16 protein-coding genes are annotated in these 25,729 nt (G+C 70.6%); 10 read left to right on the top strand and 6 right to left on the bottom strand.

Annotated elements, in window-relative coordinates:
* Nucleotides 1–210: 210 nt before the first annotated feature.
* Nucleotides 211–1,458 (top strand): MFS transporter, encoded by a 1,248-nt coding sequence (locus tag IPK81_19480; protein ID QQS11720.1) that lies wholly within the window; start codon nt 211–213, stop codon nt 1,456–1,458.
* A 6-nt stretch (nt 1,459–1,464) separates the two neighbouring features.
* Here the strand turns inward: IPK81_19480 and IPK81_19475 are convergent, their stop codons facing one another.
* A complete protein-coding gene (locus IPK81_19475) occupies nt 1,465–2,301 on the bottom strand; it encodes an enoyl-CoA hydratase/isomerase family protein (protein ID QQS11719.1) in 837 nt (278 codons plus the stop codon).
* A gap of 97 nt (nt 2,302–2,398) precedes the next feature.
* On the opposite strand from IPK81_19475, the gene IPK81_19470 reads away from it, so the two are divergent.
* From IPK81_19470 to IPK81_19450, 5 genes are all read left to right on the top strand, one after another.
* A complete protein-coding gene (locus IPK81_19470; protein ID QQS11718.1) occupies nt 2,399–3,442 on the top strand; it encodes a threonine aldolase family protein in 1,044 nt (347 codons plus the stop codon).
* Complete coding sequence (locus tag IPK81_19465; GenBank protein QQS11717.1) at nt 3,439–5,748, top strand: xanthine dehydrogenase family protein molybdopterin-binding subunit; 2,310 nt, start codon at nt 3,439–3,441, stop codon at nt 5,746–5,748. The genes IPK81_19470 and IPK81_19465 overlap by 4 nt, the downstream gene beginning before the upstream one ends.
* 14 nt (nt 5,749–5,762) lie before the next feature.
* On the top strand, nt 5,763–7,334 hold the full coding sequence (locus tag IPK81_19460) for a GMC family oxidoreductase N-terminal domain-containing protein (protein QQS15179.1): 1,572 nt from the start codon (nt 5,763–5,765) through the stop codon (nt 7,332–7,334).
* Between the two features lie 434 nt (nt 7,335–7,768).
* Nucleotides 7,769–8,395, top strand: coding sequence for a DUF1013 domain-containing protein (locus IPK81_19455; protein ID QQS11716.1), 627 nt, complete (start codon nt 7,769–7,771; stop codon nt 8,393–8,395).
* A gap of 486 nt (nt 8,396–8,881) precedes the next feature.
* Complete coding sequence (locus IPK81_19450; GenBank protein ID QQS11715.1) at nt 8,882–11,065, top strand: hypothetical protein; 2,184 nt, start codon at nt 8,882–8,884, stop codon at nt 11,063–11,065.
* Nucleotides 11,066–11,652: 587 nt separating this feature from the next.
* Here the strand turns inward: IPK81_19450 and IPK81_19445 are convergent.
* Both IPK81_19445 and IPK81_19440 read right to left on the bottom strand, forming a co-directional pair.
* A complete protein-coding gene (locus IPK81_19445; protein QQS11714.1) occupies nt 11,653–12,390 on the bottom strand; it encodes a hypothetical protein in 738 nt (245 codons plus the stop codon).
* A gap of 18 nt (nt 12,391–12,408) precedes the next feature.
* Entirely contained in the window at nt 12,409–12,708 is a 300-nt protein-coding gene (locus IPK81_19440) for a hypothetical protein (GenBank protein QQS15178.1), read from the bottom strand.
* 566 nt (nt 12,709–13,274) lie between these two features.
* On the opposite strand from IPK81_19440, the gene IPK81_19435 reads away from it, so the two are divergent.
* Nucleotides 13,275–14,237, top strand: coding sequence for an IS110 family transposase (locus tag IPK81_19435; protein ID QQS11713.1), 963 nt, complete (start codon nt 13,275–13,277; stop codon nt 14,235–14,237).
* Between the two features lie 266 nt (nt 14,238–14,503).
* On the opposite strand, the gene IPK81_19430 is transcribed toward IPK81_19435, so the two are convergent.
* Nucleotides 14,504–16,408, bottom strand: a complete 1,905-nt coding sequence (locus tag IPK81_19430; protein ID QQS11712.1) for a propionyl-CoA synthetase — start codon at nt 16,406–16,408, stop codon at nt 14,504–14,506.
* A gap of 253 nt (nt 16,409–16,661) precedes the next feature.
* Between IPK81_19430 and IPK81_19425 the strand changes: the two genes are divergently transcribed.
* Complete coding sequence (locus IPK81_19425) at nt 16,662–17,531, top strand: tripartite tricarboxylate transporter substrate binding protein (protein ID QQS11711.1); 870 nt, start codon at nt 16,662–16,664, stop codon at nt 17,529–17,531.
* A 311-nt stretch (nt 17,532–17,842) separates the two neighbouring features.
* Entirely contained in the window at nt 17,843–19,972 is a 2,130-nt protein-coding gene (locus IPK81_19420; protein ID QQS11710.1) for an AMP-binding protein, read from the top strand.
* Nucleotides 19,973–20,779: 807 nt separating this feature from the next.
* On the opposite strand, the gene IPK81_19415 is transcribed toward IPK81_19420, so the two are convergent.
* Complete coding sequence (locus IPK81_19415) at nt 20,780–21,775, bottom strand: hypothetical protein (protein ID QQS11709.1); 996 nt, start codon at nt 21,773–21,775, stop codon at nt 20,780–20,782.
* Nucleotides 21,776–21,979: 204 nt separating this feature from the next.
* Between IPK81_19415 and IPK81_19410 the strand changes: the two genes are divergently transcribed.
* A complete protein-coding gene (locus IPK81_19410; protein ID QQS11708.1) occupies nt 21,980–23,527 on the top strand; it encodes a hypothetical protein in 1,548 nt (515 codons plus the stop codon).
* A gap of 748 nt (nt 23,528–24,275) precedes the next feature.
* Here IPK81_19410 and IPK81_19405 read toward each other — a convergent pair.
* Nucleotides 24,276–25,550: an HlyC/CorC family transporter gene (locus IPK81_19405; GenBank protein ID QQS11707.1), complete on the bottom strand. Its 1,275-nt coding sequence runs from the start codon at nt 25,548–25,550 to the stop codon at nt 24,276–24,278.
* Between the last annotated feature and the right edge of the window lie 179 nt (nt 25,551–25,729).

Raw genomic sequence — 25,729 nt, 5'->3', positions numbered from 1 at the left:
ATGCTTCTTATTCCTCTCCCCCACCGGGGGAGAGGCTAGGTGAGGGGGCGTCCGTCCGCGGGTCCGTGTCCGCCGCTCCGGGTAACCGGCACAAACCTGGAGCAGCGCGGGAGCGGGACATGTGAATCCGCCAGGCGGCGCGACCACGCGCATGCCGACACTTCGGCATCCGCCGAACCGTTCCGGCGCGCGCCGCGCTATGGTCCGCGGATGACGGGCGACGCCGCCGCGCCGACGACCGACGAATCCTCCCGCCGCTACCGCGGCTGGAAGGTCGTGTTCGCCTGCTTCCTGATGGCGGTCGCGGCGTGGGGCTTCGGCTTCTACGGCCACTCCGTCTATCTCGCCGAGTTCCAGCGCCTCCACGGATGGCCCGCCTCGGTGGTCTCGACCGCGACCACGGTCTACTACCTCGCCGGCGCGGTGGCGGTGATCTGGGTGGCCGACGCCATCGCCCGGTTCGGACCGCGCGCCGTCACCATCGCCGGCGTGACGGTCCTCGCCGCCAGCGGCGCGGCGCTGGCGCTGGTGACCAGCCCGTGGCAGGTCTACGCCGCCTTCCTGCTGATGGCGTTCGGCTGGGCCGGCACCAGCATCGGCGCCATCAACAACATCCTCGGCCTGTGGTTCGCGACCCGCCGCGGCATGGCGATCAGCTTCGCGCTCAACGGCGCCAGCGCCGCCGGCATCCTGTTCGCGCCGGCGCTGGTGGCGCTGATCGGCGCCACCGGTTTCGCGACCGCCATGACCGTGGCGGCGCTGGTCACGCTGGCCGTCGTCATTCCCGCGGCGTGGCTGTGGATCGATCGGCCGCCGCCGGGTGTGCCGGGTGTCCCGGCCGCGCGTCCGCTTCCCGCCGGCGCCGCGCCGGCCCCGGCGTGGACCCGGCCGCGGGCGCTGCGCAGCGGGCATTTCTGGACCGTGGCGGCGCCCTTCGCGCTGGCGCTGTTCGCCCAGGTCGGATTCCTGATGCACCAGATCGCGTTCCTCGAGCCGATGATCGGCCGCTACGCCGCCGGCGTCGCGGTCGGCGTGGCGTCGGTCTGCGCCGTGGTCGGCCGCGTCGGACTGGGCTTCTTCATCGACCGCCTCGACCAGCGGCGCGTGACCGCGATCTCGCTGGCCAGCCAGGCGGCGGCGCTGTTCGTCATGACGCGCACGACGGATCCCGCGATCCTGTTCACCGCCAGCGCCGTGTTCGGCCTGTCGGTCGGCAACCTCATCACCCTGCCGTCGCTGATCGTGCAGCGCGAGTTCGACGCCGCCTCGTTCGGCGCGCTGATGGCGCTGGTCGCCGCCGTCAACCAGTTCACCTACGCGCTGGGGCCGGGGGCGCTGGGGCTGCTCAAGGATTTCGCCGGCGGCTACGACGCTGCGCTGGCGGCGTGCGTCGCCTGCGAGCTCGCCGCCATCGCGATCATCCTGTCGCGCCGTTCGCCGCCGCCGCCGCCGCGGTGAGGCGCGTCACTTGCCGGTGAACACCGGCGCGCGGCGCTCGACGAAGGCGGCGATCCCCTCCTTCGTGTCCTTGGTCCCGAACAGCGGCAGCAGCTGCAGGAACACGTGGTGGACGTGCTCGTTGAAGGGCTCGTTCCAGGCCATGCGCATCATCCGCTTGGCCGCCTGCACCGCCAGCGGCGCGTTGGCGCAGATCTCGTCGGCCATGGCGCGGGCGACCGCGGCGACCTCTCCCGCCGGCACCACGCGCGACACCAGGCCCAGCGCGAGGCTCTCCTCGGCGCTCAGCGTGCGGCCGGTGAAGATCAGCTCGGCCGCCTTCGACCAGCCCAGCAGGCGCGGCAGGTACCAGGTGCCGCCGCTCTCCGGCAGCACGCCGCGCTTGGCGTAGCTGGCCGCCAGCTTGGCCTTGTCCGACATGATGCGGATGTCGGCGCCCAGCGCGATGTCCAGCCCGTAGCCGGCGGCCGAGCCGTTCAGCGCGCAGACCACCGGCTTCTCGAGCTGGTGCAGCACGGTCGGCGGCGTCTCGCGCAGGTCGATCGTGGTGCGCATGAAATCCTTGCCCATGCCGATGCTGTCGGTGCCGGCCTTCTGCGCCTGCAGGTCCAGCCCGGCGCAGAAGGCGCGGTCGCCGGCGCCGGTCAGCACCACGCACCACACCTCGCGGTCGGCGCCGGCGCGCACCAGCGCGGCGGACAGCGCCTCCAGCATCGGCCGCGAGATCGTGTTCATGCGCGCGGGCGCGTTGAGCGTGACCGTCGCGACGTGGCCGTCGACGGCGTAGAGCACCTCCTCGACCGTCGTCGCGGGCGTGGCGGTGGAGGCGTCGGGCGGCGTCATGGCTGGGCTCCGGTTGGACGTGGCGCTGGCCTATTGTTCGCCGGCCGCGAACCGCGTTCAATGGCCGCGACGACCTTCCCTCCCGACGCGGGCCACCATGCAGAACCAGTTCATCGACCTCTACAGCGACACCAAGACCAAGCCGACGCCGGGCATGCGCAAGGCCATGTACGAGGCCGAGGTCGGCGACGAGCAGAAATTCGAGGACCCCACGGTCAACCGGCTGCGCGAGAGGGTCTGCGACCTGCTGGGCAAGGAGGACGCCGTCTTCCTGCCGTCCGGCACGATGTGCAACCAGATCGCGATCCGCGTGCACTGCCGGCCGGGCGAGGAGATCATCTGCGACCGCTCCGCCCACATCATCCGGTCGGAGGGCGGCGGCCCCGGCGCCAATGCCGGCGTGATGTTCCATCCGCTGGAGGGACCGCAGGGCGTCTTCACCGCGGCCATGGCCGAGGCGGCGGTCAAGGATCCCAACAACCGCTACATGCCGCGCACCCGGCTGATCGAGATCGAGCAGACCGCCAATCTCGGCGGCGGCGCGCTATGGCCGCTGGACGGGATCGAGGCGGTCGGCGCGGTGGCGCGCAAGCACGGGCTGAAGCTGCACATGGACGGCGCCCGCCTGCCCAACGCCTGCGCCAAGAGCGGCGTCAAGGCGGCGGCCTACGCCGCGCCCTGCGACACGCTGTGGATCGACTTCACCAAGGGCCTCGGCGCGCCGGTCGGCGCCATCCTCGCGGGGTCGAAGGACTTCATCCACGAGGCGTGGCGCGTGAAGCAGCAGCTCGGCGGCTCGATGCGGCAGTCCGGCATCGTCGCCGCCGCCGGCCTCTACGCGCTGGAGAACCACTGGGACCGGCTGTCGGAGGACCACGACAACGCCAACCGCCTGGCGCGCGGCCTCGCCGAGATTCCGGGCATCGAGATCGACCCCGACGCGCTGCCGACCAACCTCGTGTTCTTCGAGCTGCGCAAGCCCGGCTGGACGGCGCCGAGGCTGATGCAGGCGATGAAGGCGGAGAACGTCGGCATCGGCGCCTTCTCCGCCACGACCGTGCGCGTGGTCACCCATCTCGATGTCAGCCGCGACGACATCGACACCGCGCTGGCGGCGTTCCGGCGCGTGCTGGCGGCATGACCGCGGCGCCGCCGGGCGGCATCGGCGCGTCGGTCCCGCGGCTGGAGGATCGCCGCTTCCTGACCGGTGCCGGCCGCTACACCGACGATCTGGCGCCGCGCGGCGCGTGCCACGTCCACTTCCTGCGCGCGCCGCACGCGCACGCGCGCATCGCGCGGATCGACGCGGTGGCGGCGCGCGGCGCGCCGGGCGTGGTCGCGGTGTTCACGGCGGCCGACGCCATCGCCGACGGCGTCGGCCATCTGCCGGCGATCAGCGAGATCAAGGACGCGGCCGGATACCGGCACCGCGAGCCCGAGCGCCTGCCGATGCCGCGGGAGATCGTCCGCCACGTCGGCGAGATCGTGGCGATGGTGGTGGCCGACTCCATCGACGCGGCGCGCGACGCCGCCGAGCTGGTCGAGGTCGACTACGAGACGCTGCCGGCGGTGGTGGCCGGCGACGCCGCGCTGGCGCCGGGCGCCCCCCTGCTGCACGCCGAGGCGCCCGGCAACCTGATGTGCGACTGGGCGCGCGGCGATAGCGCCGCCGTCGACGCCGCCTTCGCGCGCGCCGCCAAGGTCGTGACCCTGTCGCAGCGCTTCAACCGCATCCTCGCCAACTACGTCGAGCCGCGCGCCATCGTCGCCACGCACGACGCCGCGTCAGGCGTCACGACCATGATCTTCGCGTCTCAGGGCGCGCACATCCCCCACCGTCTGCTGTGCGAGCGCGTTCTGAAGCTGCCGCGCGACAAGCTGCGGTTGGTGACGCCCGACGTCGGCGGCGGCTTCGGCCCCAAGTTCGTGCTCTATCCCGAGACCGCGCTGGTGCCGTGGGCGGCGCGCAAGCTGGGGCGCGCGCTGCGCTGGACCTGCGAGCGCGGCGAGAGCTTCCTGATCGACAACCATTCGCGCGACCTCGTGTGCGAGATGTCGCTGGCGCTCGACGCCGAAGGCCGGTTCCTGGCGCTGCGCGCGGAGTCGGTGGCGAATTTCGGCGCCTACGTCTCGATGTTCGCGCCGACCATCCCGACCACCGGCATGGCCAAGGTGCTGTCGAGCCTCTACGCCATCCCGGCGATCCACACGCGCATGCGCTGCGCCTTCACCAACACCGTGCCGGTCGACGCCTTCCGCGGCGCCGGCAAGCCGGAGACGCTGGCGCTGGTGGAACGTCTGGTCGACGAGGCCGCGCGCGCCTGCGGGCTGGACGCCGTCGAGATCCGCCGCCGCAACCTCGTGGCGACGTTCCCGCACGCCACGCCGCTGGGCTACACCTACGAGAGCGGCGACTACGGCGCGCTGCTCGACGCCGCGCTGTCGCTGGCCGGCCACGCGGGCTTCGCCGCGCGCCGCGCCGCCAGCGAGGCCCGCGGATTGCGCCGCGGGCTCGGCCTCGCCTGCCATCTGCACGGCAGCGGCGGCGTCGCCGACGAGGCCGGCGTGGTCATCGTGCGCGGCGACGGCACGGTCGAGGCGCAGGCCGGCACGCAGTCGCAGGGCCAGGGCCACGAGACCGTCTACGCGCAGGTCGTCGGCGCGGCGCTGGGCGTCGACTACGCCAGGGTGCGCGTGCTGCAAGGCGACACCGCGCGCAACGCCCATGGCGGCGGCACCGGCGGCTCGTCGTCGATGATCATCAGCGGCACGACGCTCAAGCTCGCGGCCGACAAGGCGGTCGTCAAAGGCCGCGATCTCGCGTCGGAGTTCCTCGAGGCCTCGCCGCAGGACATCGTCTACCGCGACGGTTCGTTCGAGGTGGTCGGCACCGACCGCCGCATCGGGCTGTTCGAGGTCGCGGCCCGCGCCGAGGCCACCGGCCGGACGCTCGACGGCGCGGCGGGCTTCGCCGACAGGATCGAGAGCTGGCCGACCGGCGTGATGGTGTGCGAGGTCGAGGTCGATCCCGATACCGGCGCGGTGCGCGTCGACCGCTTCGCGACCGCCGCCGACGTCGGCGTCGCCGTCAACCCGATGCTGGTCGACGGCCAGATCCACGGCGGCATCGCGCCGGGCGTCGGCCAGGCGCTGTTCGAGGACGCGCGCTACGATCCCGACAGCGGCCAGCTGCTGGCCGGCACGTGGATGGACTACGGCATGCCGCGGGCCGACGACCTGCCCGACCTGCCGGTGCGCCTGCTGGCGACGCCCTCGACCAACAACGCGCTGGGCATCAAGGGCGTCGGCGAGCTGCCGACCAACGGCGCGCCGGCCGCCGTCGCCAACGCCATCGTCGACGCGCTGCGCCCCTACGGCGTGGCGCATATCGAGACCCCCGCCACGCCGGAGCGCGTCTGGCGCGCGATCCACGGAGCCGCGTCGTGATCGGAAGCGACGACATCTTCGACGTCGTCGTGGTCGGCGCCGGATCGGCCGGCGCGACCCTGGCGGCGCGGCTGAGCGCCGACGGCCGCCGGCGCGTGCTGCTGCTCGAGGCCGGCCGCGACTTCCGCGCGGCGGAGACGCCGCCGGAGATGGCCAGCGTCAACCCGCTGCGCGTCATCCTGCCGCCGCGTCTGCAGGCGCAGTACCAGTGGCCCGGCCTGATGGCGCGGCGCACCCGCGTCCAGGAGCCGAGGCTCTACTGGCGCGGCCGCGGCATGGGCGGCTCGTCCTCGGTCTACGCCCAGATCGCCATCCGCGGCGTCATGGAGGCGTTCGACCGCTGGCGCGCGCTGGGCTGCGCCGGCTGGGGCGCCGCCGACGTGCTGCCGTATTTCCGCCGGCTGGAGAGCGACGAGAATTTCAGCGGGTCCCCGCACCACGGCGCCGACGGGCCGCTGCCGGTGTGGCGCGCGCCGCGCTCGGAATGGGGCCCGGTCGACCGCGCCGTCGCCGAGGCGGCGCTGGCGCTGGGCTATCCGTGGAGCGACGACCTCAACGCGCCCGGGTCCACCGGCGTGGCGCACTATCCCATCACCTGCCGCGCGCGCCGCCGCGTGTCGACCAACGACGCCTATCTCGAGCCGGCGCGCGGCCGCAACAACCTCGCCATCGTCGGCGACGCGCTGATCGACCGCGTCGTGTTCGAGGGAACGCGCGCCACCGGCGTCGAGGTGCTGCACGGCGGTGTCCGCCGGACGTACCGCGGCCGCGAGATCGTGGTCAGCGCCGGCGCCGTGCATTCGCCCTGCGTGCTGATGCGCTCCGGCATCGGCGATCCCGCGGTCCTGCGCCGGCTGGGGATCGCCGTCGTGAACGACCTGCCGGCGGTCGGCCGCCACTTCATGGACCATCCCGTCGTGCGGGCCGAGCTCCGGCTCAAGCCGCCGCACCGGCAGCGCGACATCGACGCGCGCCATACCAACGTCTGCGTCACCCACAGCTCGGGCATCGGCGGCGGCGGCTTCAACGACATGATCTTCCTGGCGATGAACCACCGCGGCTTCGCCGACGACGATCCCGCGCGGGTCCAGCCCGGCGGCTTGTCGGTGTCGATCTTCGAGGCGTTCTCGCGCGGCGAGGTCGTCCTCGGCGCGGCCGATCCCCGGATCGACCCGCTGATCGAAGAGAACATGCTGTCCGATCCGCGCGACGTCGCGCGCATGCGCGACGGCCTGCGCCGCCAGTTCGCGATGGTGGCCCACCCCGCCGTCGCCGGGATCGCCGAGGATATCCTCATGGGCCTGACGCGCACCCCGCTGGCGCGCGCCGCCGCCATGGACGACGCCGACCTGGACGGGCTGATGCTGGCGGAGGCGGCCGACGCGCAGCACGCCGCCGGCACCTGCCGCATGGCGCCGGACGGCGGGCCCGACGGCGTGGTCGACACCGCCTGCCGCGTGCGCGGCACCGCCGGATTGCGGGTGGTCGACGCCTCCGTCATGCCCGCCGACTGCCGGGCGAACACCCATCTGACCACGGTGATGATCGCCGAGAAGATCGCCGACGCGATGATCCACGACGGGTAGCGACGGAAGCCCCGGTTGGCACCATATCTGGGGCGATCAAGGTTTGGCGGTTGAGAGGGAAGTCTGAGCGGTCGCTGTCGGCGTCGTTACCTCACGCTCCCTCCCCCCTTGCGGGGGAGGGCCGGGGTGGGGGGTGCTACCGCACGCATTCCGCTCGTAGATTCGCTTCAGCGACGCCATTCCAGCGATCATCGCGACCTGCGGCACCCCCACCCCGACCCTCCCCCACATCGGCGCCTTACCAGGCGCCTGAGGGGGAGGGCCCATGGGATCGCGACGATGACGGCGACATCTCAAATCGCGCCCGTGGCCGCGTAAATCTTTGACCTGTGGTGCCCCGGCGCCTATATACGCTGCTTCGTTCAGAACATCTCGGACGGGGGCCACCAAGCGGGTGCGGGCGGCTTCCGGGTCGGAACCGCAGGAGTCCTCCCATGGCCGCGCCGCTGATGCCGAAGGCCACCGCCGTCTGGCTGGTCGAGAACACGGCGCTCACCTTCCAGCAGATCGCCGAGTTCTGCGGCCTGCACATCCTCGAGGTCCAGGCGATCGCCGACGGCGAGGTCGCGACCGGCATGGTCGGGCTCGATCCGCTCGCCAGCGGCCAGATCACCAAGGAGGAGCTGGCCAAGGCGATCGCCGATCCGGACGTGCGCATCCAGATGGCCAAGCACGACCGGCCGGTGCCGCTGACCCGCGCCCGCGGGCCCCGCTACACGCCGGTCGCCAAGCGCCAGGACCGCCCCGACGCCATCGCCTGGCTGGTGCGCACCCATCCCGAGCTCCAGGACTCGCAGATCGCCAAGCTGGTCGGCTCGACCAAGAGCACGATCCAGTCGATCCGCACGCGCACCCACTGGAACGCCTCGAACCTCAAGCCGCAGGATCCCGTGACCCTGGGCCTGTGCGCCTCGAAGGATCTGAACGAGGCGCTCGACAAGGCCCGCCGCAAGGCCGCGCGCGAGGCCTCGGCCAAGCAGAAGGCCGCCGGCGGCGCGCCGCCGCCGCCGCCGCCGACGCCGGCGGTCGACCCGTCCGAGGCCGAACAGCCCGACGTTTGAGCGGACGCGGTCGAGCCGCCCTCCGCGACATGGACGACGACGGCGGCCCACAGGCCGCCGTTTCGCTGTCGGCACGGATCGCGCGCGCGCCCGGCCCGGCGTAGCGTCTCCGGGGAATACAATTCGGGTCAAAACCACCGATTCTCAGATGCTTACGATCCATTAACAATCCTAATCCTAAGACCACTCCATCCGCCCATCCGAGCGTTCCAGGATGTCTCCTTTTTTAAGCGATTAGATCAATAACCACCGCAACGGATTGATTCTCAATAAACTTGCAGATCACCCTATTTTTCACGCGAACGGATAACGTGAATTGCTTGTCAACCGACCGCGACACAAGTTAATGTCCGCTCACAAATCAGAAAAACATACCCCTCTATACGGTCGGGCGATCGCGCGGCCGACGGGGATGTTTTTGTGGGCGTCGTTTCGCCGGACAGCCGGCTGGCGGCGCGTTATCGATTGAGCCGGGGGGTTCTTCAGATGGCTGTTATCACGGGTTCGGACACGCTCGACGACTTCCTTCCCGGGACTCCGGACGACGACACGATCTTCGGCGGCACCGAGGTGGGCTCCGCCGGCGGCAACGACACGCTGCGCGGCGACGGCGGCGACGACTCTCTGCTGGGCGGCATCGGTAACGACCTGATGTTCGGCGGCACCGGTAACGACTGGATGTACGGCTGGCAGGGCGACGATTTTTACAGCGTCGACTCGCTGGCCGACACGATCGTCGAACTCACGGGCAACGGCACCGACACGGTCTGGGTCGGCGTCTCCGGCTACACCGTGAGCAACCACGTCGAGGTCATCGCCGCCAACAACGACGCGGGCATCGCCATCACCTCGGTCGCCACGGTCAACGTGACCATGCTCGGCGGCGAGGGCGGCGACGTCCTGACCGGCGGCAGCGGCAACGACACGCTGCTGGGCTATGGCGGCGCCGACACGCTCAACGGCGCCGGCGGCAACGACACGATCTTCGGCGGCGCCGGCAGCGACAGCATGGCCGGCGGCGCGGGCAACGATTTCTACCGTCTCGACGACGTCGGCGACGCGCTGATCGAGGTCGGCGGCGAGGGCACCGACACGGTCTACGTCTCGGCCAGCGGCGGCACGGTCGGCGCCGAGGTCGAGTACATCGTCTCCAACACCGATTCGGCCCTGCTGGTCACCGCCGTCGGCACCACCGCCAACACCTATCTGGGCGGCATCGGCGCCGACACGTTCAACGCCGGCGACGGCAACGACACCATCTTCGGCGGCGCCAGCAACGACACGCTGAACGGCCAGGGCGGCGACGACACGATCGACGGCGGCGCCGGCGTCGACAGCATGGCCGGCGGCGCCGGCAACGACCGCTACCGCTACGACCAGCTCGGGGACGTGGTGATCGAGAGCGGCGGCGAGGGCACCGACACGGTGTGGGTGTCGGTCAGCGGCACCACCATGGCGTCCAACGTCGAGGTCATCATCGCCAATTCCGGCTCGGCGATCACGCTGACCGGCAACGGCACCACCGACAACCTGATGTACGGCACCGGCGGCAACGACGTGCTGTTCGGCGGCGCCGGCACGGGTCTGGACACCATCTTCGGTGACGCCGGCAACGACACGCTGACCGGCGACGCCGGCAACGACACGCTCAACGGCGGCGCCGGCAACGACACCATGATCGGCGGCGCCGGCAACGACCTGTTCTTCATCAGCTCGCTGACCGACGTCGTCACCGAGAACACGACGACGGCGACCGGCGGCATCGACACCGCCTACGTCTCGATCACCGGCGACACGCTCGATGCCAACGTCGAGGTCGGCTACGTCTACGCCTCGGGCTACACGACCTTCGTGATGACCGGCGGCGCGGACAACAACTCGCTGTTCGGCGCCGACGGCAACGACACCCTGTTCGGCGGGACGGGCAACGACCTCATCGTCGGCGGCGCCGGAAACGACTCGCTGGACGGCGGCAACAACAACGACACCCTCAACGGCGGCACCGGCGCCGACACGATGACCGGCGGCAGCGGCGACGACCTGCACTATGTCGACAATGTCGGCGACGTCGTGGACGAGGCCGGCGGCGGCGGCGGCACCGACACCGTCTACGTGTCTGTCAACAACTACAGCTACACCGACAACGACGCCGAGTTCTGGTACATCTACTCCGACACGGGCTTGACGCTTACCTTGGCCGACGGTGCCGAGACGGTGTTCGGCGGCAACGGCGGCGACGTGATCTACGGCGGCGCCGGCGCCGACCGCATCGACGCGCTCGGCGGCAACGACTCGGTCGATGGCGGCGACGGCATCGACTTCATCAACGGCTACACCGGCAACGACACGCTGCTCGGCGGTCTGCTCAACGACACGCTCAACGGCGGCGACGGCAACGACACGCTGACCGGCGGATCGGGCACGGGCGACATCTTCCGCTTCGGCCCCGGCTCGGGCAACGACACCATCACCGACTTCGAGGATGGCACGAACGAGCGCATCAACATCGGCGCCTACGGCATCACGGCCGGCACGTTCGCCGCCAACGTGACGCTCGCGGCCGAGGCTGGCGGCGTGCTGGTCACCATCGGCGGCACGCAGTTCATCCACCTCGTCGGCGAGACCCTCGCCAACATCACGGTCGCGGATTTCGCCTTCACCGCGATCTGATACCACGACGCTTCACGACGAAAGGGCCCGGCCGCAAGCCGGGCCCTTTCCACGTCGGCGCGGGCTCCATGCGGCGGGCGCGCGCGCTCGCCCTCTTCGGGCGGATCGGTCATCCCGGGCGCGTCCCGTCACTGCGACCGCATCCTGTCATCCCGAGCGCGGCCGCCGCCCCGAACGCCTCCTGTCATCCCGAGCGCAGCGAGGGATCTTTCCGCGGCGGAAGGATTCCTCGCTGCGCCCGGAATGACGGGATGGAAAGGCGGGCGCGCCTCCGCGGCATCCGCCCTACGCCGGCGGGCACCCGCGCGCCCGGCACGAACCGCCCGCCGCCGACACGTTCGAGCATCCCACGTCGGCGGTGCGTTTCGACGCGGCAGGCGCGTCCGATCGCCGGGTCGTCCCGAGCGCGGCCGCCGCCCCGAACGCCCTCCGTCATCCCGGGCGCATCCGTCATCCCGGGCGCATCCGTCATCCCGGGCGCGTCCGTCATCCCGAGCGCAGCGAGGGATCCTTACGCGGCGCGAAGATTCCTCGCCGCGCTCGGAATGACGGGATGGACAGGCGGGCGCGCCTCCGCGGCATCCGCCCTACGCCGGCGGTACCCGCGCGCCGGGCACGAACTGCCCACCGCCGACGAGGTTGAGCGTCTTGTCGTCGCTCGCGAGGCAGCTCCGCCGGATCGCCTGGATCGCGGCCGCCGCCAGCGTCGCGTTCCAGAACCAGTCGTGGACCTGCGTGCTCGACGGCCGGTCGCCCGGCGCCATCGCCGCCTCGAGGTACATCGCCTTCAAATCGTCGACGACGTAGCGCGCCGCCTGCACGGGGCGCAGGCCCGGCATCGGGCTCTCCACCGCCGGCGTTCCGGCGGCGAACGAGGCCAGCAGCGCCGGCCACGCCGCGGGATCGACGCCCGACACGCCGACCGTCGTGCGTCCGCGGGCGGCCTTCGCGGCCTCCCACGCCGGCCGCACCCGCGCGATCTCGGCGCGCAGGGCGGCGGCCCAACCCGCGGCGTCGGCGGGCGCGCCGCCCGCGGGCGGCAGCGCGATGGCCGGCGTCCAATCCGCGGCGGGCACCCGTCCCGGCGCCTCCTCCGGATAGTCCTCGAGGATCACCGGCCCGTCGGTCCGCTCCAGCAGCCGCAGCGCCGCCAGCGCGACGCGGCGCTGGAACGCGGCGTCCCCCGGCTCGCCGAACGGCCGGCCGAGCTCGAACGGCACCCACAGGCCGCGCGGCGGCCGGACCTTCTCCATGTGGACGCGGACCAGGCCGACCACGACGGTCGCAATCCCGCGGCTCTCGATCAGATGGGCGAGCGCGCTCACGGCGCGCGTGCAGAACGGTCAGACCGGACTGAACAAGACCGCGTCGACCGAATCGGCGCGCAGCGCGGCGGCGATCTCGTCGGCCATCGGCCCCCAGCCGGCGGGGTCGTTCGAGCCCATCACGGCGTAGTGCGTGTCGGCCACCGAGCCGATCGCGCCTTCGCCCGCCAGCTCGCGCAGCCGCTCGACGGGAAAGGCCGTGTCGGCGTCGCGGATGAAGCCGGTGCGGTCGTAGTTGACCGAGACGTGGGTGCTGACGATGTCGCCGGCGGCCAGCGACGACGGCAGCGCGCGGAACTCGCTCCTGCCCGGCGCCATCGGCGCCTCGCCGCGGCGGTGCAGCGCCGCCGAGCTGACGATGGCGACGCGGCGGCGCGCCAGCGGCGGTCCGGCCGTGAACGGCGCCGCGTCGTACGCCGGACAGTCGAGATCGCGCAGCCGCTGCGCCATCGCCACCGGTAGATCCTCAAGCCGCGCCATGCGCCCGCTCCTCCAGGGTTGAACGGCCGCGAGCCTAGCATGGTCGGCGATACGCCGCGGCTATCGTCCACCGCCGCGCGGCGGCATCCCGGGCGTCCCGTGATCGCGAGTTGACCCGCGCATCCCGGCGTCGCCGCCTTCGCCCTCTCCGCCGCGCCGCCCCCGCTGTCATCCCGAGCGCAGCGAGGGATCCAGGCGCCGTCCCTGGATCCCTTGCATGGTGTTTCCGCCTCGCTGGCGATGCCAGAGTGGCGGTGACGCGCGCCGGGGGTGGCCACCCCCGGCGCGCGTCGGCGGCGCGTAGCCCGACGGATATCCGGCGGCCCCCAGGGACCCCGACAGCGAGCATGGTGCGCGCGTCGCCTTCTTCGCAAAGCCCGAACGGTTGGCTGGTCGCAAACCGCATGCAAGATGGGGTCACGAAGATGGACACGACGATAGCAGTGGCCGGCATCGACGTCAGCAAGGCGAAGCTCGACGTCGTCATGCCGGATGGCGGCGCCTTCGTGGTGCCGCGCGACGGGCGCGGCCTGGCGGCGCTGCGCGGGCGCTGCCGGGAGGCGGGCGTCACGGACATCGCCTTGGAGGCCAGCGGCGGGTACGAGCAGGAGGTGCTGGACGGCCTCGCCGACGGCGACTGGCGGATCCACCTGCTCAACCCGCGCCGCGTGCGGCGCTTCGCCGAGGCCGCCGGCGTGCTGGCCAAGACCGATCCGATCGACGCCCGGGTGATCGCCCTCTTCACCCGGCACTTCCCGAGGCCGGCGTCGTCCGCCGGCCGCCCGGGGCGCCGCCTGGCCGAGTTCCTGCGCGTGCGCGCGATGCTGCGCAAGGCCGTCGACGACGCACGCAACCAGCTCGAGCACCTGCGCGAGCCGGCGTTGCGCGAACTCGTCCTCGCGCACCGCGCCGGCCTGGAGGGCCGCCTCAAGGCCCTCGACGCCGACATCGCCGCCGCGATCGAGGCCGACGGCGAATGCCGCCGCAAGGCCTCCCTCATGCGCTCGATGTGCGGCGTCGGCCCGGTGCTCGCCGCCAGCGTGCTCGCCGTGCTGCCCGAGCTCGGCTCCCTGACCCGCCGGCAGGCCGCCCATCTCGCCGGCACCGCCCCCGCCGACCGCAGGAGCGGCGCCGGCCGCGCCCGCGCCACCGTCCGCGGCGGCCGCGACGGTCTCGTCGAGGTCCTCCACATGGCCGCCCTCAACGCCATGCGCTTCAACCCCGACATCAAGGCCTTCGCCGAGCGGCTCCGCGCCGACGGCAAGCCCTTCCAGCTCGTCTGCATGGCCTGCGCCCGAAAGATCGTCGTCACCCTCAACGCCATGATCCGCGACGACATCCCGTGGACGCCCCGCCTCGCCGCTTGACTTCGACCACGGTTGCTCGCTGCGCTCGGGATGACAGCGGAGCCGGAAATAGCGACGAGACTCCGGAAGCCGATGTCGCGGGTGTGGCTCCAAGCCCCACATACACGCATCGACACAATGCGGAGGTTCATGCGCGCGACGTTCCTCCCGTCATCCCGAGCGCCGCGAGGGATCTTTTGGCAAAAGGAAGATCCCTCGCGGCGCTCGGGATGACGGTCGCAAGCGCCGGGAATGACGCGGCGCCACCTCGGCCGGTCCGCTCCCCCCTACGCCTTCGCGTAGCCGATCGGGCGCAGCGCCTCGCGGATCTCGCCGAGGATCATCGGGTCGTCGATCGTGGCCGGCGTCTTGAACTCCTGCGAGTCGGCGACCTTCTGCATGGTGCCGCGCAGGATCTTGCCGGAGCGCGTCTTGGGCAGCCGCGGCACGACGACGGCCGATTTGAAGAACGCCACCGGCCCGATGCGCTCGCGCACCATCTTGACCACGTCGGCGACGATCTCGGCGTCGGGCCGTCCGGTGCCGGCCTTGAGCACGAGGAAGCCCAGCGGCACCTGGCCCTTGAGCTCGTCGGCGACGCCGATCACCGCGCATTCCGCGACGTCGGGATGGGCGCCCAGCACCTCCTCCATCTGCCCGGTCGAGAGCCGGTGGCCGGCGACGTTGATGACGTCGTCGACCCGCGTCATCACCGAGACGTAGCCGTCCTCGTCGATGAAGCCCGCGTCGCCGCTCTTGTAGTAGCCGGGGTACTCCGCGAGGTAGGCCTGCCGGAAGCGCTCGTCGGCGTTCCACAAGGTCGGCAGCGCGCCCGGCGGCATCGGCAGCTTCGCCACCAGCGCGCCGATCTCGTTGGCCTTCACGGGATGGCCGCGCTCGTCCAGCACCTCGATCTTCCAGCCCGGCGACGGCACCGCCGTCGAGCCCAGCTTCACCGGCATCGGGTCGAGCCCCTGGAAATTGCCGCAGATCGGCCAGCCGGTCTCGGTCTGCCACCAATGGTCGATGACGGGCACGCCCAGCAGGCCCTGCGCCCATTCGATGGTCGGCGGATCGCCGCGCTCGCCGGCGAGGAACAGGGTGCGGAATTTCGACAGATCGTATTTCTTCACGAAGGTGCCCTGCGGGTCCTCCTTCTTGATGGCGCGGAACGCGGTCGGCGCGGTGAACAGCGCCACCGCGCCGTGCTCGGCGATCACGCGCCAGAACGCGCCCGCGTCGGGCGTGCCGACCGGCTTGCCCTCGTACAGCACGCTGGTGGCGCCGTGGATCAGCGGGCCGTAGACGATGTAGCTGTGGCCGACGACCCAGCCCACGTCCGAGGCGCACCACCAGACCTCGCCGGGCTTCACGCCGTAGAGGTTGGGCATCGACCATTGCAGCGCCACGCAGTAGCCGCCGTTGTCGCGCACCACGCCCTTGGGCTGCCCGGTCGTGCCCGAGGTGTAGAGGATGTACAGCGGATCGGTCGCCTTGACCGGCACGCAGGCGGCCTTGGGCTTGCCCGGCACGAACGTCGCCCAGTCGACGTCGCGGCCCTCGGTCATCGCCGCTTCGGCCTGCGGCCGCCGCAGCATCAGCACCTTCGGCACCTTGTGCGCCGCCAGCGCGATCGCCTGGTCGAGCAGCGGCTTGTAGGCGACGATGCGGCCCGGCTCGATGCCGCAGGACGCCGCCATGATCAGCTTCGGCGCGCAATCGTCGATGCGGGTCGCCAGCTCGTTGGCCGCGAAGCCGCCGAACACGACGGAGTGGACGGCGCCGAGCCGGGCGCAGGCCAGCATCGCCATCGCCGCCTCGGCCACCATCGGCATGTAGATGATGACGCGGTCGCCCTTGCCCACGCCCAGCGCCGCGATCGCGCCGGCCAGCTCGGCCACGGCGTCGCGCAGCTCGGCGTAGCTGTAGGTCCGCTGGGTCCCGGTGACCGGCGAGTCGTAGATCAGCGCCTTGCGCGCGCCGTGGCCGGCCTCGACATGGCGGTCCAGCGCGTTGTGGCAGGTGTTGAGCTCGCCGTCGGGGAACCAGCGGTAGAACGGCGCCCGCGACGGGTCCAGCGCCCGCGTCGGCGCCTTGGTCCACGCGATCTCCCGCGCCTGCTCCAGCCAGAAACCCTCGGGATCGGCGAGCGAGCGCGCGTGCAGCGCCCGGTAGATGTCGCCTGCGGCCATGGTCGTTCCCTCGTTCCGCGTGTTCGTTGCCCTCATTTACGAGCCGCGGCGCGGCCGGGGCAACTGCCGTGCTGTCGCGCCCCTTCCACCGCCGGCGGCGGCCGCGATAGCATCCGCGCGAAGCCGCCGCCAAGGCCGCCATCGGAGGAAACCGGATGATACGTCGTCGCACCGCGCCCTGGGCGGCCTCGCCCTGCTCTCGTCCGCCGCCGGCGCCCGCGCCCAGGCGGCGTGGCCGGAGAAGCCGGTCCGCATGATCGTGCCCTACGGCCCCGGCGGCTCGGCCGACCAGGTGCTGCGCATCTACGGCGAGAAGCTGACGCAGGCCTTCGGCCAGCAGGTCGTGATCGAGAACAAGCCCGGCGCCTCGGGCGGCGTCGGCGCGCAGATGGTCGCGGCCGCGCCGGCCGACGGCTACACCTACCTGCTGTCGCCGACCGCGATCATGTCGATCACGCCCACCGTGCGGAAGGTGCCCTACGATCCCGCCGCCCTGATGCCGGTGGCGCGGCTGTCGACGCCGCTGCTGGTGGTCTACGTCACCAACGAGCTGGGCGTGAGGACGTGGCCGGAGTTCGTGGCGCTGGCCAAGGCCAACCCCGGCAAGTTCTGGTTCGGCTCGTCCGGGCTGGGCACCATCACGCATCTCACCGGCGAGGTGCTGACCAGCGTCGCCGGCATCAAGATGCAGCACGCGCCCTACAAGACCATCGTCGACGCGGTCGGCGACGTGATGGCGGGCCGCATCCACATGGTGTTCGACCCCTCGTTCCTGCCGCAGGCCAAGGCCGGCAAGGTGCGCGCCATGCTGGCCGCGACCAGCGCGCGGCTGCCCGACATCCCCGACACGCCGACCGCCCGCGAGCTGGGCCTCGACATCCAGGATTTCCGCGATCGCAGCTGGTTCGGCCTGTTCGGGCCCAAAGGCATGCCGCCGGCGATCGTCGCCAAGCTCTCGACCGAGCTCGGCCGCATCGCGGCGATGCCCGACGTCAAGGACAAGCTGGCGCTGGTGGCCCAGGCCGTCCACCACCAGCCGACCGAGGTGTTCGCCAAGCAGGTGTCCGACGACACCGCCTACTTCGCCAAGCTCATCAAGGACCTCGACCTCAAGCTGGAGTAGCGGCGCGCCTTTCTTCCCTCTCCGCCACGAAGTGGGGGAGAGGGAGGGGCCCGCGCCGAAGGCGTGGGAGGGTGAGGTGGTCGCCGTATCCGTGTCGGTGCGGATGGAAGGGCGACGGACGTCCATATCGAACGCCTCGCTGTCACGACGACCCACCTCACCCTTCCCATGCTTCGCATGGGCCCCTTCCCTCTCCCCCGCAAGCGGGCGGAGAGGGAGGAAGACACGCCAGCCGCCCCGGCGGCGCTGGACGGCGCCGCCGCGATGTGCGAAATTCGCGGCCGCGGTGGACCGGACGCGGAGTGGGTGAGATGGCGAAGCGCAAGGCGGGCGGCAAAAGCGGACGCGGCGGCACGGCGGCGACGGGCGCCGCGCGCGGATCGACCGCCAAGGTCGCGAAGAAGCCGGCGAAGGCCCCCGTCAAACGCAAATCCGCCGCGAAGGCGACGCCCGCAGCGGCGCGCAAGCCCGCGCTCAGGAAGGCCGCGCCGAAGACGTCAGCGCCGAAGAATCCCGCCCCGAAAAGATCGGCGCCGACGAAACCCGCACCGCAGCAGGTCGCCGCCAGAGGCGTCGTCGCCGCGAAGCCGACGCCGAAATCCGCGTCCGCCAAACGCGTCGCCGCCGCGAAGACGGCGCCGAGACCCGCCGCGAAGCCGGCGCCGAAGCCCGCCGCCAAGCCGATCGCCGCATCAGCCGGCAAGCGCGCGCTGGTGGCGTCGCGGGCGCTGGCCGGACGCCGGCCGGTCAAGGCGCGGCCCTCGGTCGCGCGCAATCCCGCGCCGCGGCCGGTGGCGGGACGCTCCGGCGCCGCGCCCAATCCCAACATCTTCGAGCGCGACCTCGACAAGAACGCCGCCAATTTCGCCGCGCTGACGCCGCTGCAGTTCCTCGAGCGCACCGCCAGCGTCTATCCGGACCGGCCCAGCATCGTGCACGGCGCGCGGCGCTACACTTGGGCCGACACCTACGCGCGCTGCCGTCGGCTGGCCTCGGCGCTGGAGAAGGCCGGCATCGGCGTGGGCGACACGGTCGCGGTGATGGCGCCCAACATCCCGGAGATCTACGAGGCGCATTTCGGCGTGCCGATGTGCGGCGCGGTGATCAACGCGCTCAACACCCGGCTCGACGCCGCGATGATCGCCTTCATCCTCGACCACAGCGAGACGAAAGTTCTGATCGTCGACCGCGAGTACCACCGCGTCGCCGCCGACGCGCTGGCGCTGGCCAAGGTCAAGCCGCTGGTGATCGACATCGACGATCCCGCCGCCGAGAGCGGCGCGCCGGTCGGCGCGACCACCTACGAGGACTTCATCGCCGGCGGCGATCCCGACTACGAGTGGCGCTATCCCACCGACGAGTGGAACGCCATCGCGCTCAACTACACCTCGGGCACGACGGGCAATCCCAAGGGCGTGGTGTTCCACCACCGCGGCGCCACGCTGTCGGCCTACGGCAACGCCACGCAATGGGCGATGGGCATGCACCCGCGCTACCTGTGGACGCTGCCGATGTTCCACTGCAACGGCTGGTGCTTCCCGTGGACCCTGGCGCTGGTCGCCGGCACCAGCGTCTGCCTGCGCAAGGTCGCCGCGAAGAACATCTTCGACGCGCTGGCCGACGAGGACGTGACGCACATGTGCGGCGCGCCGATCATCCTCGGCTTCATCATCAACGCCGCCGATTCCGAGCGCCGCAGGCTGGCGCGCACCGTGCAGTTCATGACCGCCGCGGCCCCGCCGCCGGCCGCCGTGCTGGAGGCCGTCGAGAAGCAGGGCTTCCACATCACGCATGTCTACGGCCTGACCGAGGTCTATGGCCCGGCCACGATCTGCGCCTGGCGCGACGAGTGGGACGAACTGCCCAGCGACGAGCGCGCCCGCATCAAGGCGCGCCAAGGCGTGCGCTACGCCGCCGAGGACGCCGTCGCCGTGCTCGATCCCGCGACGCTGCTGCCGGTGCCGCGCGACGGCGCCACGATGGGCGAGGTGTTCTTCCGCGGCAATCTGGTGATGAAGGGCTACCTGAAGAACCCCGCCGCCACGAGGGAGGCGTTCGAGGGCGGCTGGTTCCACTCCGGCGATCTCGGCGTGGCGCATCCCGACGGCTACATCGAGCTGCGCGACCGCTCCAAGGACATCATCATTTCAGGCGGCGAGAACATCTCGACCATCGAGGTCGAGGGCGCGCTGTACCAGCACCCCGCCGTGCTCGAGGCCGCCGTGGTCGGCCGGCCCGACGCGAAATGGGGCGAGACGCCCTGCGCCTTCGTCGTGCTCAAGCCCGGCGCCAGCGCCACCGCCGAGGAGATCATCGCCCATTGCCGCGCCAGCATGGCCGGCTTCAAGATCCCGCGCACCGTGGTGTTCCGCGACCTGCCCAAGACCAGCACCGGCAAGGTGCAGAAATTCGTGCTGCGCGACTGGGCGAAGGCGCTTTAGGGGGAAGGATGCCCAAAGACGCGTAGCCCCGCACCTTGCAAAAATAGCGATCGACACCAAGTACAAGCACGGAGGGCGCATCCGACTTGAAGTCGGATGAAAGCAAGACCCGGCACTAGGCTTGAATCCCCGAGAAAACGGGGACCGACCAACGGTTCGCATCACGATCGATGCGAAGGTTGTCGGTTGCCTGTGCGTCCTCCCAGCCCCAACCTTATTTAATCGAGGACGCATCCCGCGAAAGGGGTACGTCATGGCAACTATTCATATTCTTAAGGGCAACCCTCACGTTCACAGCATGGTCGTGCCGAAGCGCAGGCACCACCACGTTTGGGTTAAGGTAGTCGATCAAGACCACCCGACGCGGACTCGCTGGATCGTGCAGTTCGCGATTCAGCGAGCTGCGAGCTTCAAAGGGACCAGGGGATTTACGGACAAGGCCGTGAGAGCCGGGCGTTGGCACGATTTCTATGTCTCCGCCCAGCTACTGTCACGCTTCGCCGCACGCGACCTCGCGCCTTTGGTTGAAGATGGGCTTGTGCGCGTCGAAATCGACGGACGTGAAATGGAAGCACGCGCAGCGCTGAGCTGCTCGCTCCGACCGGGCCTCTTGGCTCGGTCGGAGTGACGACGTTACAGACCAATGTGGTAGCGTAGCGGGGCAAGGTCTGCAAAATGGCAAACTCGATGATCGTCCGCACGCCAATAGAGCCGTTCTGCAGGCCTGACCCGATTGTATTATGACCGAAAGCTCCCATAAACGTCGTTTACGACAGACCCGCTGACCAATTGCTCCGCTCTTTCCGTTCAAAATGGGATTTCGTCATCAGCTGATGGCTTCGGTCGCGGCGCTTCGCCCGGCAAAGGGAGGTTTGTGACGACGTAGAGGTTCAAGATGTCGTCGCGTTCCATGAACATGACCTGACTGCGCTTCGATGCATCGAGTTTGTTCCCGAGCCAGTTCTTCGCGGCCTTCGTGATCTCGCCGCCGGCGACAATGAACGCATGGTCGACCAAGACGCGGCGGCCGGGCTCCGGATCGAAGATCTCATGCCCGAGCATCATGGTCGCTTGATTGAGGATCTCCGCGATATTGGCATTCGAGCTGCGGCTCACACCCGCCGCATCGAGTTTTCCCTTTTTCGCCTGGATGCCGAAGTAGAGGATGTGCTGCGTCGGCAGTGTGAACCGCATCCATATGTCCTTGCCGTATTCGAGCGCCTTGTCCTCATGGTCGGCGGCCGAGATTCGATGGAAGCCAAGCTGCCGGAACAGGGGCAGCAGCACTTCGCCGATAAGGTCATCTTCCGAACATTGGTCGAGATACGCGCCGAGTCGCTCGCGCTTCTCCATTTCCGCAGCCGAGAATGGTCGGTGCGGGTTCGGTGACGCCATAGCGATGGTGTTCGTCGCGACATGCCGGAGGTAGCACTTCCGGTCTGGGCCGTAGAACGCTTCAAAGCCCTCGCGCTTGAGCTCGGCGTTGAGTTTTGCCAAGGCGCCCGGTCGATCATGCAGCTCGTCCTTGGCATCCTCCTGGTCCATCAGCGTCGCGACAACCCGGCTAAACGTACTCGGAGGCGTCGTGGCGTTAGGGTGCGGCTCGTTGAGGATTTTCTCGAGCGTGAGCGTGACCCACCAGAAACGGGTCGTTCCATCGTGTCGATAATCCGTATCGCAGTCAGCGAAGAATTGCGTGAGGAAGCTGCTGCTGCGGTAGCCGAAGAATGGGAGCATCCCATTCTTGTCGTCACCGCAGATCATGTTGGCAATTGCTTCGAGGGTGCGCTGCTTGAATTTCATTGGCCCGCCCAGGCGCAGATATGAGCCACTCTTACCGCTGTCCACTCAGCTAGCGCATCGAGGTGTAGCAAGATCGGGCCGAAATATCAGCGAATTTGACGGTTCGGGGCACTACGGTGGACGCCATTTCGCGGCCCCGGCCAGATCGCGATACCATGAGGCCATGTCACCGGCGACCTCCCCCCTCCCCGACGCACCCGTCCCGTGACCACGCGGCGGCGAAAGTTCGACGACGGCGACTGGTTCGCCGTGCCGCTCGCGCCCGGCGAGTGGACGGTCGGCATGCTCGTGCGCGCGCCGCGCGCCAAGCCCCACGTCGTCGCGCATTTCTTCGCGGGGCGGTGGTCCGGCGTTCCGGCGCTGTCCGACATCCCCTTCACCTCGCCGGGGGAGGCGGTGTCCACGCACATCGTCTCGAACCGCGCGCTGAAGGCCGGGGAATGGCCCGTCATCGGCCGTCGCGCCGATTGGCGCCGGGAGGGCTGGCCGCTGCCGCCGTTCATGTCCTGGTCGCCCGGCGCGTGGTGGGCGCGGCGCGTCGACCACGACCCGGACGATCTGTGGCGCGTGGTCGAGTCGCTGAGCGTCGAATTGAAGCGCGACCCGTTGGAGCGGCCCGGCGCCTGGGCGGGCGCGACCATCGAGACGGCGATCGCCGGCATCCTCGCCGCCATGCCGCCGCGCGCCCTCGTGGCGGGGCCGGGATCGCCGCCGGACGCGCCGCTGCCGCACGCGCCCCGGATCGGCGACGCCTTCGCGGTACCGCTGGGACGCGGACGGTACGCCCCCGGGATCGTCCTCGCGGCGTCGTCGGCCGAGCGCACGATGGTCGTCGCCATCTTCGCCGCCGTCCTCGACGGAATGCCCACCCATCTCGATCTCGCGGGCATGCGGCCGCGGCAGGCGCTGCGGACCTTCGCCTGCGACGACTCGCGCCTACGCTCCGGAGAGTGGCCCTTCGTCGGACGGCCGGCGGGCTGGCACAAGGTGCCGACGCATCTCGCGCCGCCGGTACGGTTCGACGAGGCGGCCCTATGGGCGTGGGCGTTCGATCCCGCCGGCACCGGTGTCGGTCCGGCACGGCGCCGCGTGCCGCTGCCCTACCTCGTGACCGAGCCGCCCGGCGACGGCTACGCGGGCCCGGGACACCCCGAGGCCGTCCTGATGAACCGTCTCCACGCCGGCGCGCCGGTCCATCCGTATGTCGAAGGGACGTGGGTGGCGGTGCCGCTCGGTCCCCCGCCGGACCGCCGCCACGCGCCGGCGCTGATCGCCCGCGTCGCGCCGGACGCGACGGCGATGATGGGATACTTCTTCGCGACCGCGCATGCCGACGTCCCGTCGCTCGACGCGGTCGCCGCGCTGCGCCCGGACGACGCCATCGAGATCATCCGGTTTGACGGCATCGACCTGATCCGCCGGCCCTGGCCGGTGATCGGCAGGAGCGTCGGCTGGGACCGGTCGCGCTGGCCCGTGCCGCCGTTCCTGCGCACGGGGCCGCCGGTCCAGCACTCCGACCACCGCGCCGCGGAATGGTCGGATTTCTGGGGCGGCGAGGGACCGCCCGAGCCGATCGAGGATCGGCCGCTGTGGGGGTCCCCGACGTCCGCCATCTGGCCGGCCTTCCGCACCGACGAGTTCACCGGCGCGCATGTGATCGCCCTGGCCCTGGATCGGGCGATCCGCGAGATCGAACGGCGCCGGAAGCTCGTCGCCCGCAACAAGGCCCGGAGAAAGCCCACCCGGCACTAGCCCGGCCTTGGGGTCAGCCTGACCCAGTCAAGCGGCGCGAAGGGAGAGGACCATGTATCGACTGACCGTGACGGCTATTTGTCTGATCGTCTTGAGTTCATCGGCTCTGGCGCAGCAGTCGACTACCCCAGCTCCGGCTGGACCTATACCGGCACCGCCGCCCACTCCGCTCAATCAGACCAAAGCAAAAGAGCTGATTCAGCAAGGTTATGTAGTTGTGGGTTGGAGCGCGCCACAGGACGTGTTTTTGCTTCAGAAGAGCGGCTCCGCGTACGCCTGTGACGCGTGGGTGGGCCTGAACCAAAGGGACCCTATGCGTATTGTTGCTCCGCAGCCCTCGGTTGTCACTCCGCAACCCCCGGGATCGCGTCCTAGATACTTTGGGCCGGTCGTCGCGAAGGCAATTCGCGAAGCGAACTGCTGGGAGATATGACGAAGCGTTGCGTAGTGGCTCAGGCCTGCAAAACGGCAAATTCCGCGACCGGCGGCGAGATGAAAATGCCGTTCTGCAGGCCGGACGCCACACGCGGCTTCCGGAAACGAGAATCAGTGTTTTCCGGCCTCCGATAAGGGAAATTCGGCCTGAAACGGCCGTTTTGCATATTGTATACAAAATACAATATACAAATCCCAAATCGGGCCGCCGCGGGACGCGCCAAAATCGATCCGATGCCGGTGGAACGGGCGTCCCGAATCGCCCCGCCGCGATTCGCGCGACGCCGGAATCGGCGTTCCCGCGAATGTCCCCCTACCCCACCCGGCTCATCAGGATCTTGTCGATGCGCCGGCCGTCCATGTCGAGCACCTCGACGCGCCAGCCGCCGACCAGCACGACGTCGCCGGCGGCCGGCACGCGGCGCATCTCGTGCAGCACCAGCCCCGCGACGGTGTGGTAGTCGGCGTCGGGCGGCAGGAAGATCGGCACCGCGTCGGCCAGCGCGTCGAGCGGCAGGGCGGCGTCGACGAGGAACGAGCCGTCCTCGCGGCGCACCACCATCGGCGCGTCCTCGACCTCGCCGGGATGGTCGCCGCGGATGGCGCGCAGCGCGTCGGCGCGGGTGACGATGCCCTCGTAGTGGCCGTACTCGTCGATCACCAGCCCGAAGCCGTGGCGCGACTCCGATAGCCGGTCCAGCGCCTGCAGCGCGTTGAGCGTCTCGGGCAGCGGCACCGGCTGGACCATCAGCTCGCGCACCGGCGTGCCGTGGCCGTCGAGCCGGTCCTGCAGCACGCGGCGCGCGCGCAGCACGCCCACGACGTTGTCGGGATTGCCGTCGCAGGCCAGCAGCCAGGTGCGGTCCGAGGCGCGGATGGCGTCGATGATGGCGGAGTCGGCGGCGCCGACGTCGATCCACTCGACGTCGTGGCGCGGCGTCATGACGGCGCGCACGCCGCGGTCGGCCAGCCGCATGACGCCGCCGATCATGCGCCGCTCGCCGGGCTTGACCACGCCGGCCGACTCGCCCTCGGCGATCAGCGACTTGATCTCCTCCTCGGTCACCGTCTTGGAGTCGGCGGCCGGCGCGCCGGTGACGCGCAGGATCAACGCCGAGGAGAGATCGAGCAGCGCCACCACCGGCGTCGCGATCCGCGACAGCAGCGCCATCGGCCGCGCCACGAAGATCGCGATGCGCTCCGGCGAGCGCAGCGCCAGCCGCTTCGGCACCAGCTCGCCGACCACGACCGAGAGGTAGGTGACGATGGCGACCACGATGCCGAAGCCCAGCGGCTCGGCGATCTCGCGCCGCAGCCCGTGGCCCGCCAGGATGTCGGCCAGCTGCCCGCCCAGCGTCGCGCCGGAGAAGGCGCCGGCCAGGATGCCGACCAGGGTGATGCCGATCTGCACGGTCGACAGGAAACGGCCGGGGTCGGCGGCCAGCGCCAGCGCCGCCTTGGCGCCGGCGTTGCCGCGGTCGGCCAGCGGCTTGAGCCGGGCGCGGCGGGAGGAGATCACCGCCAGTTCGGACAGCGAGAACAGGCCGTTGAGGGCGATCAGCCCGACGGTCACCAGTATTTCGATCATGACCCGGCAACGAATGCACGCGCCGGACCCGAGATCAAGACCGGCGGCGGCGGCGGACCGCCGCGCGATTGGACGGGCCTCCGCCCGCCCCGCGCCACAATCCCGACGGTAGATTGGCGCCGCCGGGGATGGACCCGGCGCGGACGCCGTATCCCCGTGGCATCCGCGACATCCAACGA

The sequence above is a fragment of the Rhodospirillales bacterium genome (assembly GCA_016699855.1).
In the GTDB taxonomy this organism is placed as follows: Bacteria; Pseudomonadota; Alphaproteobacteria; order Reyranellales; family Reyranellaceae.
This window is presented reverse-complemented; position numbering and strand designations above follow the sequence as displayed.